The organism is Streptomyces sp. NPDC060002, assembly GCF_042737245.1.
Taxonomy (GTDB): Bacteria; Actinomycetota; Actinomycetes; order Streptomycetales; family Streptomycetaceae; genus Streptomyces.
Window position 1 is genome coordinate 15,513 of record NZ_JBHWUW010000059.1, and the last position, 16,464, is coordinate 31,976.

Below are 16,464 nucleotides of genomic sequence, written 5' to 3' on the forward strand. Positions count from 1 at the left end.
CCCCGCACGGCGATCTGAGGTGATCAGGCCGTACGGGACCGAGGCGGCACGGATGCGGGCCGCTTTACTGGTTCTGCGGCGGCAGCGCGGCGACGAAGGGGTGGTCGCGCTCGATCAGCCCCAGCTTGCTTGCGCCGCCGGGCGAGCCGAGCTCGTCGAAGAACTCGACGTTCGCCTTGTAGTAGTCCTTCCACTCCTCCGGAGTGTCGTCCTCGTAGAAGATCGCCTCAACCGGGCAGACCGGCTCACAGGCGCCGCAGTCGACGCATTCGTCCGGGTGGATGTACAAGGACCGCTGGCCCTCGTAGATGCAGTCGACCGGGCACTCTTCGATGCACGCCTTGTCCTTGACGTCGACACAAGGCTGCGCGATGACGTAGGTCACGCTGTCGTTCCTCCTCGATAGGGCGCTGGCGGGCCTCCTCAGGCTCCGCCGCCTGGCGCGCGGAAGCGCGGCGTCGTCGATGCCCGCCTCTAGTATCTCCGTTCCTGGGCACGATCCGAACAGGAGGGGTGAACTGACCTGTGGAAATCTCGGCCGCCGGACGCCTCAAGGTCCGCATCACCACTGCTGACGTGGGCAAACGTGTCTCCGTACGATGCCTGACCGCGGCGGGTACCACCGAGGGGAAATTCACCGACACGGTCGGTGTTCTCACATCATGGGACGCCGGTGTGCTGGTGATCACACGGAAGAGCGGCGAGAGCGTCCGCGTTGACGCATCCTCGCTGGTCGCCGGGAAGGTCGTACCGCCCGCCCCGGCCCGCCGCCGGGGCCCGGCCGCCGGCTACGAGGAGCTCGCGCAGGTCGCCTCCCGGGCCTGGCGTCCGCTGGAGAGCGAGCGGCTCGGCGAGTGGGAGCTGCGGGCCGCCGCCGGCTTCACACGCCGGGCCAACTCGGTGCTGCCGCTCGGCGCGCCGGGCGTCCCGCTCGACGAGGCCCTGGACGTCGTACGGCGTTGGTACGGCGAGCGCGGGCTGCCCGCCTATGTGCAGACCACGACGGGCGCCGAGGGCACCCAGGAGCTGCTGTGCGCGGAGCTGGAGCGGCGCGGGTGGGTGCGTGAGGTGAGCGCCGAGCTGTGGATCGGGGCGTTGGCGCCCCTCGCCGACCGGGCGGAGGCTGAGGGGGTGGTCCTGGCCCGGGAGGCCGACGAGGCGTGGCTGGCCCGGTATCAGCGCAAGGGGGTGAGCGAGGTGGCCCTGAAGGTGCTGGGGAGCGGATCCTCTGTGTGGTTCGCGTCCGTGCCCGGGGAGCCCGGCGGGGCTCCCGCCGCCATCGGACGGTGCGTCGTGGACGGGCGGTGGGCCGGGTTCGCGGCGGTCGAGGTCGATCCGGCGCGGCGGCGGCGGGGGCTGGCCACCGTGGTGATGGCCGCGCTCGCCGGGCGGGCGCTGGAGGAGGGCGCGTCGGCGGCCTGGCTCCAGGTGGAGGAGAGGAACGCGGGGGCGCGGGCGCTGTACGCCGGGATGGGCTTCGCGGCGCATCACGCGTACCACCACTACCGGGAGTCTTCGTGAGCGGGTTCGACGCCGGGGAGGTGCGGCGGCGGTTCGCCGAGGAGGCTCGGGCCGAGCGGCCCGATCTGGCGCTGCTGTGCCTGCTGATCGGCGCGCAGCCGGACCCGGAACTGGACGAGGCCGCACTGGACGCCGCGCAGATCGAGCTGGACCGGCTGGCGGGGCAGCTGCCGTACCGGCCGGGCGGACCGCGGGAGTGGGCGGTGGCGCTGCGGGAGCTGCTCGGCGAGCGGTACGGGTTCCGCGGTGCGGCCGCGGACTACGAGCGGCTGGAGTCGTCGCTGCTGCACCGGGTGCTGGTACACCGGCGGGGCCTGCCGATCCTGCTGTCCGTGGTGTGGGTGGAGGTGGCGCGACGGGCCGGCGCGCCGGTGTACGGGGTCGCGCTGCCGGGACACTTCGTGGTGGGGTTCGGGCCGCCCGCGGACCTCGGGCGGCAGGTCCTCGTCGATCCCTTCGACGGGGGCCGGATCCTGTCGGGCGACGACGCGGAGTCGCTGGTCACCGGGGCGACGGGGGCGCGGCTGGAGCCGTCGATGCTGACCCCGGCGCAGCCGTTGGACGTCGTGATGCGGATCCTGAACAACATCCGGTCGTGGGCCATGGCCCGGCCGGAACGGTCGGATGTCGCGCTGTGGGCCGTGGAGCTGGCGTTGGCCGTGCCCTCCCATCCGGCCCGGTTGCGGTACGAGAAGGGGCAGCTGCTCGTTCAGCGCGGGGACTTCATCGGCGGGGCGGACGAGCTGGAGGAGTACGCGGGACTGGTGGAGGTCGTGGACGAGGCGACCGCAGAGCGGGTGCGCAAGGAGGCGTTCGCCGCGCGGGCCATGCTGAACTGAGGCCCGTGGGAGGCCCGTCGCAGGCTCGTCGGGGCGCTTCCCCTCACAGCCAGCCCTTCTCCCTCGCGGTCCGCACCGCCTCGGCCCTGTTGCGCACCGCCAGCTTCTGTATCGCCGTCGAGAGGTAGTTGCGGACCGTGCCCTGGGACAGGTGCAGGGCCGCCGCCAGTTCCGCGTTCGTCGAGCCGTCGGCCGCCGCGCGCAGGACCTCTCGTTCGCGGTCGGTGAGGGGGTTGGCGCCGCCCGCCAGGGCCGCTGCCGCGAGCGTGGGGTCGATGACCCGCTCGCCCGCCAGGACCTTGCGGACCGCCTCCGCGAGCTGCGCCGCGGGCGCGTCCTTGACGAGGAAGGCGTCGGCGCCGGCCTCCATGGCACTGCGCAGATAGCCGGGACGGCCGAAGGTCGTGAGCACGACCAGCTTCAACGCCGGTAGTTCCTTGTGGAGTTGCGCGGCGGCCTCGATGCCTGTCGCTCCCGGCATCTCGATGTCCAGGAGGGCCACGTCGACGTCGTGGGCGCGGGCGGCGGCGAGGACCTCGTCGCCGCGCGCCACCTGGACGACCACCTCGATGTCGTCCTCGAGGCCGAGCAGGGCCGCCAGGGCCTCGCGGACCATCGACTGGTCCTCGGCCAGCAGGACCTTGATCATGCCACCACTCATGAGCGGGATCCTACGTCCGGCACCGGGCCGGCCGGGACCCGGGCGGTCAGCCGGAAGCCGCGCTTGACGCGCCCCGCCTCCAGGGTGCCGCCGGCCTTCTCCAGGCGTTCGGTGAGGCCGGTGAGGCCGTTGCCGGGGCCCTTGCCGGATCCGCCGGAGCCGTCGTCCTCGACGGAGAGTTCGAGGACGGGGCCGTCCAGGGTCTGGCGTCGCACCAGGTCCACCGTGCAGCGGGCGCCGCCGCTGTGCCGTACGACGTTGGTGATCGCCTCGCGCAGGGTCCAGGCGAGGGCGGACTCGCTCTCCTCGGGGACGCCGTCGAGGTCCGGTTCGGCGGGAATCACGGCGATGATGCCGGCCGCAGTCAACGCGACCTGCGAGCCCGCGAGTTCGGCGGCCAGCCGGGGGCGCCGATAGCCGGTGACGGCCTCCCGGACGTCCACCAGGGCCTGGCGGCTGACCTGTTCGATGTCGGCGACCTGCTGGGCGGCCTTGTCGGGGTGGCCGGGGAGCATCCGGCCGGCCAGCTCGCTCTTGAGCGTGATCAGGGAGAGCGAGTGGCCCAGCAGATCGTGCAGGTCCCTGGCCAGGCGCAGCCGTTCCTCGTTGGCGGCGAGCTGGGCGACCGTCGCGCGGGCCTTGCGCAACTCCACGGTCGTGCGGACCAGTTGGCTCACCCCGGTCATCGCGAAGCCGATGAGCAGCACCAGCAGGAGGAGGTTCAGCGCCTCCTCCTCGTCGGTGCGCAGGCCGACGAGGAGCATCACCGCGGCGGTACCCGGGATCGTCCAGAACGCCGCCCGCAGCGGGAGCACCATCCCGCAGGCCACGGAGACGTAGCAGTACAGGCCGAGCCAGGCGGAGCCGAGGGTGAGGCAGAGGACGGTGGCGAGCACCGCCATCGAGCCGATCAGGGCGGCGACGAGCCCTTGGGGGTAGGGCGCGGCCCCCATGTCCCGGAAGAGCAGCGACAGGTAGACGGTGACGAACACCGCCAGGCCCAGCCAGCCGGCCACCGTGCCGCCGGTGGTGTGGTCGCCGGAGACGAGGTCGTGCACCGGCGAGCTGAGGAACACCAGCCAGACGCCGATCCACAGCAGCTTGCGCCGCCACAGCTCGCGCGGGTTGCGGGCGGTCTCGCCCAGCGCGATCGGTGACCCCCGCCGGGCCTTCTCGGTCACCAGGTCGTCCGTCATGACGCTCACGCCTTCAGCGTGTCCTTCCGGTACAGCCAGGCCGCACCGCCCGTGAACAGGGCGAAGAAGACGACCAGGATGACGATGTCCTTGGCGTGCGGGGCCTGACTCTGCTCGATGGACTGCCCCAGGGCAGCGTACGCGTGTGTCGGCACCCACTTGGCTATGTCCTGGAGCCAGGTCGGGAAGGTCGTCGTCGGCATCCACAGGCCGCCGAGGATCGACAGGCCGAAGTAGGTGATCATCGTGACCGGGCGGACCGCGTCCCCGTTCGCGAGGTAGCCGATCGCCACGCCCAGGGCGGCGAAGACCAGGCTGCCCGCCCAGATCGCGCCGGTGAGGGCGCACCACTGCCAGGCGTCCAGGCGTACGCCCTTCACGGCCGCGGCGACGGCGAAGACTACGACGATGGAGGGCAGGCTGACCACGGCGGCGCTCGCCGTCTTCGCGAGGACGTAGCCGCGGCCCGGGAGCGCGGTCAGCCGCAGCTGCCGTACCCAGCCGCTCTGGCGCTCCTTGGCGATGCGTTCGCTGTTGCCCATCAGGACGGCGGTGAGGGCGCCGAAGGAGGCCATCGAGACCATCATGTAGGTCGGCAGGGTCAGGCCCGTGCCGTCGACCTTCTCCGTGCTGTCGGCGCTGCCCGCGATGAGCAGGAACAGGACCGAGGGGTAGATCACCGAGAAGAACAGGAACTTGCGGTTGCGCAGGGCGCGGGTGAGTTCCAGCTTGATCAGGCCGTTCACTTGGACTTCGCCTCCTCGGCGGTGGTGAGGGCGACGAAGGCCTGTTCCAGGCCGAGCCCGGCGACTTCGAGGTTGCGGGGGTAGAGGCCGAGGCCGTAGACCGCGTGCACGGTGGCGTCGGCGTCGGTGGACTGGATGCGCACGGTCCGGCCGGACCCCGCGGCGGAGCCGCTGTGGGACAGGGTGAGGGTGGTGAGGAACGGCAGGGCGCGCAGGGCGGCCTCGTCGAACCCGTCCTCCAGGTCGAAGGCGATCCTGCGCGCCCCCGCCTTGGCCTTGATCTCGGCCGCCGTGCCGTCGGCGAGGAGCCGGCCCCGGTGCAGGACCAGCACCCGGTCGGCGATGGCGTCGGCCTCTTCGAGGTAGTGGGTGGCGAACAGGACCGTGCGGCCCTGGTCGGCCTGCTCGCGCATGGTGGCCCAGAACGCCTGCCGGGTGGTGACGTCCATGCCGGTGGTGGGCTCGTCCAGGACGATCAGGTCGCTGTCGCCGGCGGTGGCGAGGGCGAACCGGACCCGCTGGGCCTGGCCGCCGGAGAGCTTGTCGACCTTGCGGTCGGCGATCTGGGCGATGCCCGCGCGGGCCAGCACATCGGCGGCCCGGTACGGCCTGGGGTGCAGTCCGCAGGCCAGCGCGACCAGTTCGGCGACCGTGACCTCGTCCATCAGCCCGCCGCTCTGGAGCATCGCGCCGACCCGGCCGGCGACGATCGCCTCACGCGGGCCGGTGCCGAAGATGCGGACCGTGCCACTGTCGGGCTGCTTGAGGCCGAGGAGCAGATCGAGGGTGGTCGACTTGCCCGCCCCGTTGGGCCCCAGCAGCGCCACGGTCTCCCCCGGGCGCAGCGCGAGCGTCAGGCCGTCCACGGCCCGTACGTCCCCGAAACTCTTGCTCACCTGGTCGAACCCGACCACCGGTGCTGTCGTCGTCATGACACCGATCGTCGCCCCCGGGGCCGGGTGGGCGGCAGTGTCTGCCGTCCTCAGTGCCGCATGACAGATGTCATGCGGCACTGCCGTCGGGTCAGCTCGGGTCGAGGTCGATGACCCCGGTCCGCTCCGTCTCGCTCTTCAGGGCCGGGCGCAGGGCGCTGATGACGTCCTGGACCGTGACGGCCGTCTTCTGGCCGGTGCCGCGGGTGATCAGCACACCGTTGAAGGTGCCGCCGTAGAGCTCGGTCAGCGCGGCCTGGTCGTAGCTCTCGACGAGCTTGCCGTTGACCGCCTTGACCTGGAGGAACTTCCACAGGGAGTTCTTCGGGCTGAAGGAGACCGTGTGCGCGGCGTCGGTCATGACGGTGACCTTGCCGGACATCGCCGGTTCGGCGAACTCCTTCATCATCCGGTCGACCTCGGCGTCGGAGATCGTCGGCTGCTTGTCGGTCGTCGGGACCTTCACCGCGGTGGTCGTGCCGGTCTCCACCTGGGTCCGGTAGGCCGCGACGACGGACTCCTGGGCCTGCGCCGCGTCGATGCCCTTGCCCGCCTTGCCGTAGACGGCGACGGCCTTGCCGGCCTCGAACTTGATCGTGCCGTCGGTGGCCGAGCCGGAGCCGCCCGCGGCGGTGGTGAGGGCCGCCTGGAGCTTCTCCTCGTCGACCGGCATCGCGGGCTCGACCTCGCGGTGCTGCCCGAACAGCGAGCCGATCACGGAGACCGGGTTGTAGTCGCTCTTGGCGGCGTCGTCGACCGTGGCCTGCATGTCGAACTGGAGGCCCGCCTGATCCGGCTTCAGGACGACGGTGTCGCCGTCGACGGACAGCTTCAGTGCCTGGGTGACCCGCTTGTCGAAGGCGTCGTCGAGCTTCTTGACGGCGTCGTCGCTGGTGCCGCCGCCGATGTCGACACCGAGCACGGTGGTGCCCTTGGGCACGTCGGAGTGGTTCATCAGCAGGCCGGCGCCGTAGAGGCCGATCCCCGCGACGACCACCAGACCGCCCAGCAGGGGCAGCTTGCTGCGGCCCTTCTTCTTTTTCTTCTTGGAGTTCCTGGAGTCGCCCGCGGGCGCGCTCTGCGGGGCCGGGGCCGGCCCCTTCGGCGGGGTGTGCGGCAGTGGTCCGTCGGTGCGGGTACCGCCCTGGCCGCCGGGGACGACGGGGATGCCGCTGGTGACGGTGTGCCCGGAGACGTTGTCTACGGGACGGCCGCCGTAGCCGCCCGCGCCCGGTTCGGGGACGTGCTTCTGCGGGGTGAGGATCGCGGTGTCGTCGCTCAGGCCACCGCCGGGGAGACGACCGGTGCCGGGGCCGGCGCCGACGGCACGCGGACCGCCGGGACCTGCCTGGCCGCCAGGTCCGCCCGGACCGCCACGGCCGTTCGGACCGCCAAGGCCGCCGGGGGCGCCGGGCCCACCGGGCGGGCGTGACACACCCGGAGCGCCGGGAGCGCCGACGGCGCCGTGCGGGGCGCCGCCGCCCATCGGGGACACCATCGGGCCGTCGCCCGTGACCGGACCGCCGGTCGGGCCCGCGGGGCCGCCCTGCGGGCCGCCACGGCCACCGGGACCGCCGGGTCCGTCCGGGCCGTTGAAGTCGTAGGAGCCGCCGGGGCCGGCCGGGAGACCGCCCTGGGGGCCCTGCCCGTGCGTGCCGTTGGGCGCGCCGAAGCCGTTCTGGCCGTTCTGGCCGTTCTGGGCTTGCCGGCCGTGCTGATCGTTCTGGCCGTTGTCGGAGAAGTACGGCAGGTTGTCGCGACGCGGCTCGGCACCGCCGGCGCCCTGCCCCGGCCCCTGGACCGACCCGGGCGCCTGTCCCTGCACCGGTCCCTGTCCCTGCACCGGAGGCTGGCCCGGCTGGCCCGGCCGCGGGCCGTTGCCGAGCGGGCCCGCGGCGAGCGCCTCGGTGACGTCGAAGGAGCCCGTGCCGCCGCCGTGTCCCGGAGCCACGGGACCGCCGGTGACGCCACCGGGGATCCCGGCGCCGTTGGTGCCGCCGGGACGCGAACCGCCCGGCACGCTCATGGAACCGACCACACCGCCGGGACGTCCGTTGCCCGGCCGCGCGCCGCCCGGCGCGCCGGCACCGGTTCCGGCGCCCGGTCCCGCCGCGCCGGCGGGGGCGCCCGTGGGCGCGCCCGTACCGGCGGCGGAACCGCCCTGCAGACCCGCGCCGTTGGTGGAGCCGCCGCCCTGCCCGCCCTTGGCGGGCCCGGACTTGCGGGGCGCGAACCAGTTGCTCGTCTCCGCGGCGGGCGCGGGTTCGGCGGGCAGCTCGAACGAGCCCGTGTCGGACGAGGAGTAGCCGACGGCGGCCGCGGACGGCGCCGACTGCGCGTCGGCACCGGCATGGGCGTTGCCGTCGGGGCTGTCACCGCCCTTGCTCTCCACGTCCGCGACGGGCGTGCGCATCACGACCGGCGGAATGGGCCGCGAACCCGGGATGTTGATGCGGATCCGGGTCGTCAGCGTGGTCTCGGTCTTGCGTTCCTCCGGCTGCGCGGACGAACGGCCCGCGTCCGCACCGGCGTCGGACACCACAGGGGTGCCGTACGGCGGCGTGCCCGAGGGGTATGCGGCTCCGCCGCGCCCGTTGGGCCCGGAGGACGGACTGTCAGTTTCACGACTCAAGGCAGGTTCTCCAGGTTGGCTCCGCCGCCCGCACGGCCTCACGGGCAGCTCGGCGGCGCGCACCACCATACTGGCCACCTCTGGCCCGTACCCCACGACCGCCGGGGAAACCCACACGGGACTCCCACCGGCACGCCACGGTGAAGTGGTACGTCACTTGCCAAGTCGGACGTCGCCGCCGCCCGGTTGCCGCCCCAAACCAATAGTGGCGCAGATCACAGCAAGTGCCATGCCGCCGAGCAGGAAGAGGTAGGAACCGCCTCCCGCGCCGAACAGGAAGTCGCCCTCGGGACGGCCCGCCGTGCACAGGATGACGGAGAGCATCCAGCCGGCGGCGGGCGCGACGGCCCCGGCGCGACTGCCGAGCGCCCGCGCCCCGCCGAGGAACAACCCGGCCGCGCCCACGAGGGCGAGGAGCAGGCCGCCCGGGAACCAGCCGGCCTGGACGAGCGCCCCGGCGAGCCCGGCGAGCGCGCCGAGCAGCAGGAGCCCCGTGCAGGCGGCGATCCGTCCGGCGGGGGGCATCCGCAGCGGCTGGGCGAGCATCGAGCCACGGTCGGACATCAGGCCACCTCCGTCGCGTCGCCCGTACCGGCGAACAGGTCGGTCTCCCTCTTCCCGACGGGCTCCCCGCGTACGAGTTCGTAGTACTCGATCGGGAACAGGGGCTGCGCGAGCTCGTTGGAAAGGGCGAAGTACCGCTCGCCGGGCGCGACTTCGACCTGGGTGGCGTGCGCGCGCATCGCGGCGGCCTTGGCGGCGGTGTGCTCGGGGCCGCCCTCGATCGCGGCCGTGACCAGGCCGTCGTCCACCACGCCCGGCACGTCGGAGACTACGGCGCTGCTGGTGAAGGGCAGCCCCGCCAGCTCCTCCCGGAGCCGCGTGAAGGCGGCCCCGACGACGGAGCGCGGGACGCGGTTGACGTACACCTTGGGGATGCGCCACCCGGCCTCCTCGGCCAGCTCCGCGGCCCGCATGGCGACGCGGTGGGCCTGGATGTGGTCGGGGTGGCCGTATCCGCCGTCGTCGTCGTAGGTGACGAGGACCTGGGGGCGCACCTCGAGGATGACCTGCACGAGGAACGCGGCGGCCTCGTCGACGTCGGCTCGCCAGAAGGAGGCAGGGTCGTCGTTGTCGGGAAGGCCCATCATCCCGGAGTCGCCGTAACGGCCGGCGCCGCCGAGCAGGCGGAAGTCGTCGACGCCGAGTTCGGCCATGGCGGCCGCGAGTTCACTGCGCCGGTGCTCCCCCAGGGCGGCACCGGTCAGGTGCCGCAGCTCCGGCGGGATGACCTCGCCGCGTTCACCGAGGGTGCAGGTGACCAGAGTCACGTGGGCACCCTCGGCCGCGTACCTGGCCATGGTCGCGCCGTTGTTGATCGACTCGTCGTCCGGGTGCGCGTGCACCAGGAGCAGACGCCGAGCGGGGAGTTCCGTCATGGGGCCAGCCTACGAGGCCGCCGCCCGCCCCGGGTCGCCCGCCCGGCCGTCTGCCACTCAGGCTGGCCGTCTGCCACTCAGGCTTTATCGTCCGCGAAGATCTCTGCGGCAGACGTGGCGGTGGCGGCGCGGACGAGCCATGCGTGGAGGGTCTCGAGGTCTGCGCACTCCGTGATCCGCTGACGCGCGTCGGCAGGCACATCGATGCCGCGCTGTTCCAGGACGGTCAGTATGGCCGTGCCGTAGGTCTTGACACTCCCTTCGTCGCGGCCTTCGTCGCGGCCTTCGCCGCGGCCTTCGTCGCGGAGCTCCTCCGCGAGGTCCGACTTGTAGAAGGAAAGATCCACAGCCACCAGGTTCCTCCAGAGCTCCTTGGCCGGGCGGCTGCCCAGGCCCTGTGCGACGAGTTCAATGATGGGGTCGACGATGTCTTCGTGCTCGTTCCGTAGCGCGGCAGACAGGGCTTTCAGTATGTCACCAATGGCCGGATCGCCCGCGTGTGTGATGGCGGCGAGCGTGGCCAGTACGAGGTCCTCATGGGCCTCGGCGGCGTCGGTGATCACCGGCATGTTGTGCGGGCCTGCCACGAGGGGCCTGATGGTGAGTGTGGGCAGCTGGGGAGGCCCGCTGGCCACCGGTCGCTGGGCCCATGCGGCGGTGGCATGGTCCTGGACCACGACCAGGAGGGCGGTGGGCAGCCGGTATTTGGTCCACAGAAACGCGGTGTAATACGCCCAGCTCGCGGGCTTGGCGAGGTCCTTCCCGCCCTGGGCCTCGATGGCGAGGAGGAACGCGCCGTGTTCCGCGCTGTCGAGACGCAGGAGGGTGTCCACCCGGCGTTCGACAGGGCTGGTCTCGGTGAGGTCCGTGGGCAGGATGGTGACGCTGTCCGGGACGGGGAGGTCGCATCCGAGGGCTTTCGAGACGCGACTGAAGAGCTTGGTGTCATGCTGAAAGATGCGATGCATCGCTTCGTGCGGTGAGCTGACCATGCGGTTCCTTTGCCTGTGGGGTCTCAGAGGGTCGAGGCCGCCGACCGCTCACGGCAGTCGTGGCAGCGGGCGCCCGGCTCGGGTGAGCGGATGCCGCGGTCGCAGCCGTCGCAGTTCTGCACCGGGTGCCGGACGGCCGGCGGTGGGACTGCGGGCTCACGGAACGGCGGTGGGGGCGGCAGCAGGGCCGTGAGCCGGTGGGCCAGGAACGCGGCGGGGCGGCGAGGGCCTTCGGGCGGAAGGTCGGCGGTGAGGGCCTGGCGTACGGCGGTGGGGCTGACGTCCCGCTCCAGCCAGGCGGCGACGCCGGGGGCGAGATGGGCCGTGTCGCAGGCGGAGAGGAGGAGGCGGGGATCATGACGGCGGAGGCCCGCCAGGAGGTCCGTAGCCGTCTGGAGAAGCGCGGGGGCGGGGTAGGCCGGACGCGGCACGGCGGGCAGCGGCTTGCGGGGTGTGCGCTTCTTCGGCTGGGCGGAGGCCCCCGGGGCGTGGGCGCGGTCGGCGGCGGCCGTCCGGCGGTGATGGCCGGGCTGGTTGCAGGAGACCGTGCGGGTGATGATGCGGCCGTCGGGGACGCGGGCGCGTTCGCGGCGCAGGTAGCCGTGGGACTCCAGTTCGCGCAGGGCTGCGGCGATACGGGTCGCGCCCTCGGGGAAGCGGGCGGTGAGGGACTTGATGTCGACGCGGGCACCCTTGGGCAGCGACTGGATGTGCACGCCCAGCCCGATCGCCAGGAGGGACAGCTCCCGGTGCTGGGCGAGATGGTTGCCGATCACCGTGAAGCGGGTGGTGTGACGGGCGTTGTCGTGAGTGAGACCGCCCGCGCGGGGGTGGTTTTTGCCCGCGTTACGGGACTCGGCGCATGGGGGCGCGCTAGGGTTTTGGGTGTCCATCGGGAAGCCTCTATCTTCCTCGGTGGTCAGGCCCTCGCACTGGGATTGGCGTCCCGGCGGGGGCCGTCGCATGTCTGCGGCTGTGGTGCTGCGTGGGGGTGCCGTGTTGCGCTGAGCGTAAGGCAGGCAACCCGTCACGAATCCAGTCGAGTTGGGCATATTCACTCGCGGGAGTGAGTTTGCTCGACGGGCGGGAGGGGTGGGGCTTGGTCGGGTTCTTTTCCCGCCGTTGTGGTCCTTTGGAGAGAGCGCTCCCCGCACCGGAGCATGAGAACTCGGGTTCCGGTCGCGGGCGGGCTTCGCCTACCCGGATCCCCGTGGGCCCTCTCGGGTACTCCGCAGGTCAGGAGTCGCGGTCCGGAACCTCACCCGGCGGGAGCACGACCTCGGCCCACACCGTCTTGCGTGGGTGGAGCTCCGGGGCCCAGCCCCAGCGGTCGGCGAGCGCCTCGACCAGGAGCAGTCCACGGCCGGACTCGGATTCGGCATCCGGTCCCGGACGTTCTGGCCGGGGAGGCCGGTCCCCCGCCGTGTCGGTCACTTCGACGCGGAGCGTGTTCGCGATGACATAGAGCGTGAGCCGGAAGTCCCTGCCCGGTACGCGTCCGTGGGTCACCGCGTTCGCCGCGAGTTCGGCGACGATCTGGCCGGCCGGGTCCACCGGCATTCCCCAGGAGCGCAGTTGCTCGATGGTCAGCAGCCGGGCGAGGCGCGCTCCGCGAGGCGTGGGAGACAGCCGCACGCTGAAGTTGCGGAAGTGCTGGCCGGGTCGGGTCCCGGCGGAGACGGATTCCTGGATCACGTCACTCACAGTGGCGACTCACGCTTACCGTGAACAGTGATGGAGCGGTTGCGTACGGTGACTGTCCGGGCGTTGTCCGGTCGTGTCCGAACTGTCGGTCCGGGTGACGGAGGGGTGCGGAATGACGCAGGTGAACGGCAAGGCGGTCCAGCTCAAGGAGGAGGCGGACGAGCCGGGTTGGGAGGTGGATCCGGACGACGAGTGGGGCATCGCCGTCGTGGAGACGGTGGGTCGGCAGCTGAAGCTGCGGCGAGAGGCCGTGGGGATGCGGGCGGCCGACTTCGGGCTGGCGGTCGGGTACGGCGAGGACCTCGTCTACAAGATCGAGAGTGGGAAGCGCATCCCTCGTCCCGAGTACCTGGACAAGGCCGACAAGGTGCTGGGAGCGGGTGGACTGCTCTCGGCGATGAAGGAGGACGTGAAGAAGGTCCGGTACCCGAAGAACGTCCGCGAGATCGCCAAGCTGGAGGCCCAGGCGGTCGAACTCGGCGTGTATGTCGGGCTCAGCCTGCACGGGTTGTTGCAGACGCCTGAGCATGCACGGGCCTTGTTCGAGGCCCGGCAACCGCCCTACTCGGAGGAGGAAGTGGAGCGTCTGGTTGCCGCCCGCATGACGCGGAAAGCGGTCTTCGACAAGTCACCCGTGCCTGCCCTGAGCTTCGTCCAGGAGGAGGCGGCACTGCGTCGTCGCATCGGAGGCACAATGGTGCGGCGCCGACAGCTCGAACACTTGCTGAAAGTGGCGCGGTTGCGCAACGTAACGCTCCAGGTGATGCCGACAGAGAGCGGCGCTCACCCCGGGGTGGATGGCAAGATCGAGTTGCTGAAGTTCGCAGACGGCACGGCTGTGGGGCGTTCCGACGGGGCGTTCAACGGCCGTCCGACGACAGAGCCGAGGGAACTTCGCATCCTGGAACTGCGCTACAGCACCATCCGGGCCGAGGCCCTCACGCCCGGGGAGTCACTCGCCTTCATCGAGCAACTGCTGGGAGAAACATGATCCACAAGCGCCCCATCGGAGACCCCTGCGAACTGGCCTGGTTCAAGAGCAGCTACAGCGACGGCACCGAGGGTGACTCCTGCGTAGAGATCGCCCCCACCCCCGCCACCGTCCACGTCCGCGACTCCAAGCACGCCGACAGCGGCCCCCGCCTCGCGCTCTCGCCCAAGGCCTGGGCCGACTTCGTGCCGTACGCGTCCGAAGCCTGAAGCCGCCGGCTTACGGATCCGGATGCGGGGCAGGCGCGGTACAAGGCGGTCGGCCGCCGGCTCCGGTCGGTCGCCCGCCGGAGCCCACGCGTCGGCACGCGTCAGAACTTGATGCTGCCGATCATGCTCGCCACGCTCGTCGTCAGGTCACTGATCGTGGGCGCGATCGTCGAGGAGGCCAGATAGAAGCCGAGCAGCATGCAGACGACTGCATGACCGCCCTTCAGCCCCGACTTCTTGACCAGCAAGAAGACGATGATCGCCAGCAGCACCACCGCCGAAATCGAGAGTGCCACGGCGGTTCACCTCCAAGGACCCGGGAACGTGGGGGCAAAAGCAGAACAAGGGAACGTGTAAATCCATACATCAGCCAGCAGGTTCATACCCACACTGCGCTAGTGATCATAACTATGTGTGGGTGCGCATCTCGCGGCGCACAGCCGCACAAGGGGGTCGCATGGCCAATATGGTCGGAGGATGACGACCGAGTCCGACTCCTTCCCCCGCAGGCACGCCCGCACCCAGCGTTTCACCCTCGGCGCGCCGCGTTCGTTCACGGTGGCCCCCGACAGCTCGCGGGTCGTGTTCCTGCGCTCCGGCTCCGGTACGGACCGCGCGGGTGCGCTGTGGGTCCTCGACCCGGCGGACGGCACGGAGCGCCCGGCCGCCGACCCGCGCACCCTCCTCGGGGGCACCTCGGAGGACCTCTCGCCGCAGGAGCGCGCACGCCGCGAGCGCAGCCGTGAGGGGGGCGCCGGGATCGTCGGCTACGCCACCGACGCGGCCGTCGAGCTGGCGTCTTTCGCCTTGTCAGGGCGGCTTTTCACGGCGGAGCTGCGGGCCGGCACGGCGACCGAACTCGCGGTCCCCGGGCCGGTGATCGACCCCCGGCCGTCCCCCGACGGGCGGCTCGTCGCGTACGTCGTCGGGGGCGCCCTTCGAGTGGTCGGCGCCGAGGGCGAGGGCGACCGGGCGCTGGCGGAGCCGGAATCGGACACGGTTTCCTATGGATTGGCCGAGTTCATCGCGGCCGAGGAGATGGACCGCACGCGGGGGTTCTGGTGGGCTCCGGAATCGGATCGACTGCTGGTCACGCGGGTGGACGACGCACCGGTGGAGCGGTGGTGGATCTCCGATCCGGCCCAGCCGAAACGTGACCCACAACACGTGCCCTATCCGGCTGCCGGGACGCCCAACGCGGAGGTTCGGCTGTTCGTGTTCGGGCTCGACGGAGTGCGCACGGAGGTCGTCTGGGACCGGGCGCGCTATCCGTATCTGGCGCGAGTGCACTGGTCAGGGGCGGGAGCGCCACTGTTGCTCGTACAGGCGCGCGACCAGCGCAGTCAGCTGTTCCTGGCGGTGGACACCAACTCGGGGGCGACTCGGATGGTGCACGCCGACGAAGATCGGATTTGGCTTGATCTTTTCCCCGGCGTGCCGTGCTGGAGCCCGTCGGGACAGCTCGTGAGGATCGCCGACGAGGGGGGCGCCCGGGTCCTCGCGGTGGGTGAACGCCCGCTGACGGGAGCCCAGTTGCACGTGCGCGCGGTGCTCGACGTCACGTCCGACGACGTACTGGTCGCCGCCTCGGCCGGGGCGGACGCGGCCGCGCCGGAAACCGGTGAGGTGCACGTCTACCGCGTCAACGAACTCGGCGTCGAGCGCCTCTCCCAGGAGCCCGGGGTGCACTCGGCGGTGCGCTCGGGGAACGTGACCGTTCTGGTGTCGGCGGTGCCGGACCGGCCGGGCAGCGTGGCGCGGGTGCTGCGGGACGGGAAGCTCGCGGCGGCTGTCCGGTCGCATGCCGAAGATCCCGGTCTGTCCCCCCGCGTACTCCTCACCCAGGGGGGCGCACGGCGAATCCCGTGCGCCGTGCTTATGCCTACGGACTACCCCGGTGACACCCCCCTGCCCGTGCTCATGGATCCCTACGGCGGCCCGCACGGGCCCCGGGTCCTCGCCGCGCACAACGCGCATCTGACCTCGCAGTGGTTCGCCGACCAGGGTTTCGCGGTGGTCGTCGCCGACGGACGGGGCACCCCGGGCCGCTCCCCCGGCTGGGAGAAGGCGATCCACCACGACCTCACGGTCAGCCTGGACGACCAGATCGAGGCGCTGCAGGACCTGGCGAAGAGCCATCCCCTCGACCTCTCCCGGGTGGCGATCCGCGGCTGGTCCTACGGCGGCTGGCTCGCGGCCCTCGCGGTGCTGCGCCGCCCCGACGTCTTCCACGCCGCCATCGCGGGCGCCCCGGTGACCGACTGGCGGCTCTACGACACCCACTACACCGAGCGGTACCTCGGCGACCCGGCCACCACCCCGGAGGCGTACGCGAAGAGCTCGCTCGTCACCGACGAGGGGCTCTCCTCGCCCGCCGGACCCCACCGCCCGCTGATGATCGTCCATGGCCTGGCCGACGACAACGTGGTCGTCGCCCACGCCCTGCGACTGTCCTCGGCCCTGCTGGCCGCCGGCCGCCCGCACGAGGTGCTCCCCCTGTCGGGCGTCACCCACATGACACCCCAGGAACAGGTCGCGGAGAACCTGCTCCTGCTCCAGGTGGACTTCCTCAGGCGTTCGCTCGGGCCGGCGTAGTGCCGTA

At 71.8% G+C, this 16,464-nt stretch carries 17 protein-coding genes; 5 read left to right on the forward strand and 12 right to left on the reverse strand.

From position 1 onward, the window contains the following. Positions 1-64: 64 nt before the first annotated feature. Positions 65-385, reverse strand: coding sequence for a ferredoxin (gene fdxA, locus ACFWBD_RS34670; protein ID WP_003973842.1), 321 nt, complete (start codon positions 383-385; stop codon positions 65-67). A 140-nt stretch (positions 386-525) separates the two neighbouring features. Here fdxA and ACFWBD_RS34675 point away from each other — a divergent pair, with 140 nt between their 5' ends. Then, the gene (locus tag ACFWBD_RS34675) at positions 526-1,521 is read left to right on the forward strand and encodes a GNAT family N-acetyltransferase (protein WP_385675822.1); all 996 of its coding nucleotides are present in this window, start codon (positions 526-528) and stop codon (positions 1,519-1,521) included. Further along, positions 1,518-2,360 carry a tetratricopeptide repeat protein gene (locus ACFWBD_RS34680; RefSeq protein ID WP_385675825.1) on the forward strand — a complete coding sequence of 281 codons (843 nt, stop codon included), beginning with the start codon at positions 1,518-1,520 and terminating at the stop codon, positions 2,358-2,360. Before ACFWBD_RS34675 ends, ACFWBD_RS34680 begins: the two co-directional genes overlap by 4 nt. Positions 2,361-2,403: 43 nt before the next feature. On the opposite strand, the gene ACFWBD_RS34685 is transcribed toward ACFWBD_RS34680, so the two are convergent. The 10 genes from ACFWBD_RS34685 to ACFWBD_RS34730 form a co-directional block, all read right to left on the reverse strand. Continuing rightward, positions 2,404-3,021, reverse strand: coding sequence for a response regulator (locus ACFWBD_RS34685; protein ID WP_385675828.1), 618 nt, complete (start codon positions 3,019-3,021; stop codon positions 2,404-2,406). After that, entirely contained in the window at positions 3,018-4,217 is a 1,200-nt protein-coding gene (locus tag ACFWBD_RS34690; protein ID WP_385675895.1) for a sensor histidine kinase, read from the reverse strand. Before ACFWBD_RS34690 ends, ACFWBD_RS34685 begins: the two co-directional genes overlap by 4 nt. 5 nt (positions 4,218-4,222) lie before the next feature. Next, the gene (locus ACFWBD_RS34695; protein WP_385675831.1) at positions 4,223-4,963 is read right to left on the reverse strand and encodes an ABC transporter permease; all 741 of its coding nucleotides are present in this window, start codon (positions 4,961-4,963) and stop codon (positions 4,223-4,225) included. Further along, positions 4,960-5,895 (reverse strand): ABC transporter ATP-binding protein, encoded by a 936-nt coding sequence (locus tag ACFWBD_RS34700; RefSeq protein ID WP_385675834.1) that lies wholly within the window; start codon positions 5,893-5,895, stop codon positions 4,960-4,962. The genes ACFWBD_RS34695 and ACFWBD_RS34700 overlap by 4 nt, the downstream gene beginning before the upstream one ends. A 91-nt stretch (positions 5,896-5,986) precedes the next feature. Next, positions 5,987-8,527, reverse strand: coding sequence for a hypothetical protein (locus ACFWBD_RS34705; protein ID WP_385675837.1), 2,541 nt, complete (start codon positions 8,525-8,527; stop codon positions 5,987-5,989). Between the two features lie 153 nt (positions 8,528-8,680). After that, positions 8,681-9,091, reverse strand: a complete 411-nt coding sequence (locus ACFWBD_RS34710) for a DUF6113 family protein (protein ID WP_385675840.1) — start codon at positions 9,089-9,091, stop codon at positions 8,681-8,683. Further along, positions 9,091-9,966, reverse strand: coding sequence for an N-acetyl-1-D-myo-inositol-2-amino-2-deoxy-alpha-D-glucopyranoside deacetylase (mshB, locus tag ACFWBD_RS34715; RefSeq protein WP_385675843.1), 876 nt, complete (start codon positions 9,964-9,966; stop codon positions 9,091-9,093). Before mshB ends, ACFWBD_RS34710 begins: the two co-directional genes overlap by 1 nt. Before the next feature lie 77 nt (positions 9,967-10,043). After that, positions 10,044-10,958 carry a hypothetical protein gene (locus ACFWBD_RS34720; RefSeq protein WP_385675846.1) on the reverse strand — a complete coding sequence of 305 codons (915 nt, stop codon included), beginning with the start codon at positions 10,956-10,958 and terminating at the stop codon, positions 10,044-10,046. 23 nt (positions 10,959-10,981) lie between these two features. Next, a complete protein-coding gene (locus tag ACFWBD_RS34725; RefSeq protein ID WP_385675849.1) occupies positions 10,982-11,851 on the reverse strand; it encodes a helix-turn-helix domain-containing protein in 870 nt (289 codons plus the stop codon). Positions 11,852-12,194: 343 nt separating this feature from the next. Beyond that, on the reverse strand, positions 12,195-12,653 hold the full coding sequence (locus ACFWBD_RS34730; RefSeq protein ID WP_385675852.1) for an ATP-binding protein: 459 nt from the start codon (positions 12,651-12,653) through the stop codon (positions 12,195-12,197). Positions 12,654-12,774: 121 nt separating this feature from the next. Between ACFWBD_RS34730 and ACFWBD_RS34735 the strand changes: the two genes are divergently transcribed. Continuing rightward, on the forward strand, positions 12,775-13,653 hold the full coding sequence (locus tag ACFWBD_RS34735; RefSeq protein WP_385675855.1) for a helix-turn-helix domain-containing protein: 879 nt from the start codon (positions 12,775-12,777) through the stop codon (positions 13,651-13,653). Continuing rightward, positions 13,650-13,862 carry a DUF397 domain-containing protein gene (locus tag ACFWBD_RS34740; RefSeq protein WP_385675858.1) on the forward strand — a complete coding sequence of 71 codons (213 nt, stop codon included), beginning with the start codon at positions 13,650-13,652 and terminating at the stop codon, positions 13,860-13,862. Before ACFWBD_RS34735 ends, ACFWBD_RS34740 begins: the two co-directional genes overlap by 4 nt. A 101-nt stretch (positions 13,863-13,963) precedes the next feature. On the opposite strand, the gene ACFWBD_RS34745 is transcribed toward ACFWBD_RS34740, so the two are convergent. Further along, positions 13,964-14,158: a hypothetical protein gene (locus ACFWBD_RS34745; protein ID WP_385675861.1), complete on the reverse strand. Its 195-nt coding sequence runs from the start codon at positions 14,156-14,158 to the stop codon at positions 13,964-13,966. A 181-nt stretch (positions 14,159-14,339) separates the two neighbouring features. Between ACFWBD_RS34745 and ACFWBD_RS34750 the strand changes: the two genes are divergently transcribed. Further along, on the forward strand, positions 14,340-16,457 hold the full coding sequence (locus tag ACFWBD_RS34750) for a prolyl oligopeptidase family serine peptidase (protein WP_385675864.1): 2,118 nt from the start codon (positions 14,340-14,342) through the stop codon (positions 16,455-16,457). Positions 16,458-16,464 lie beyond the last annotated feature (7 nt).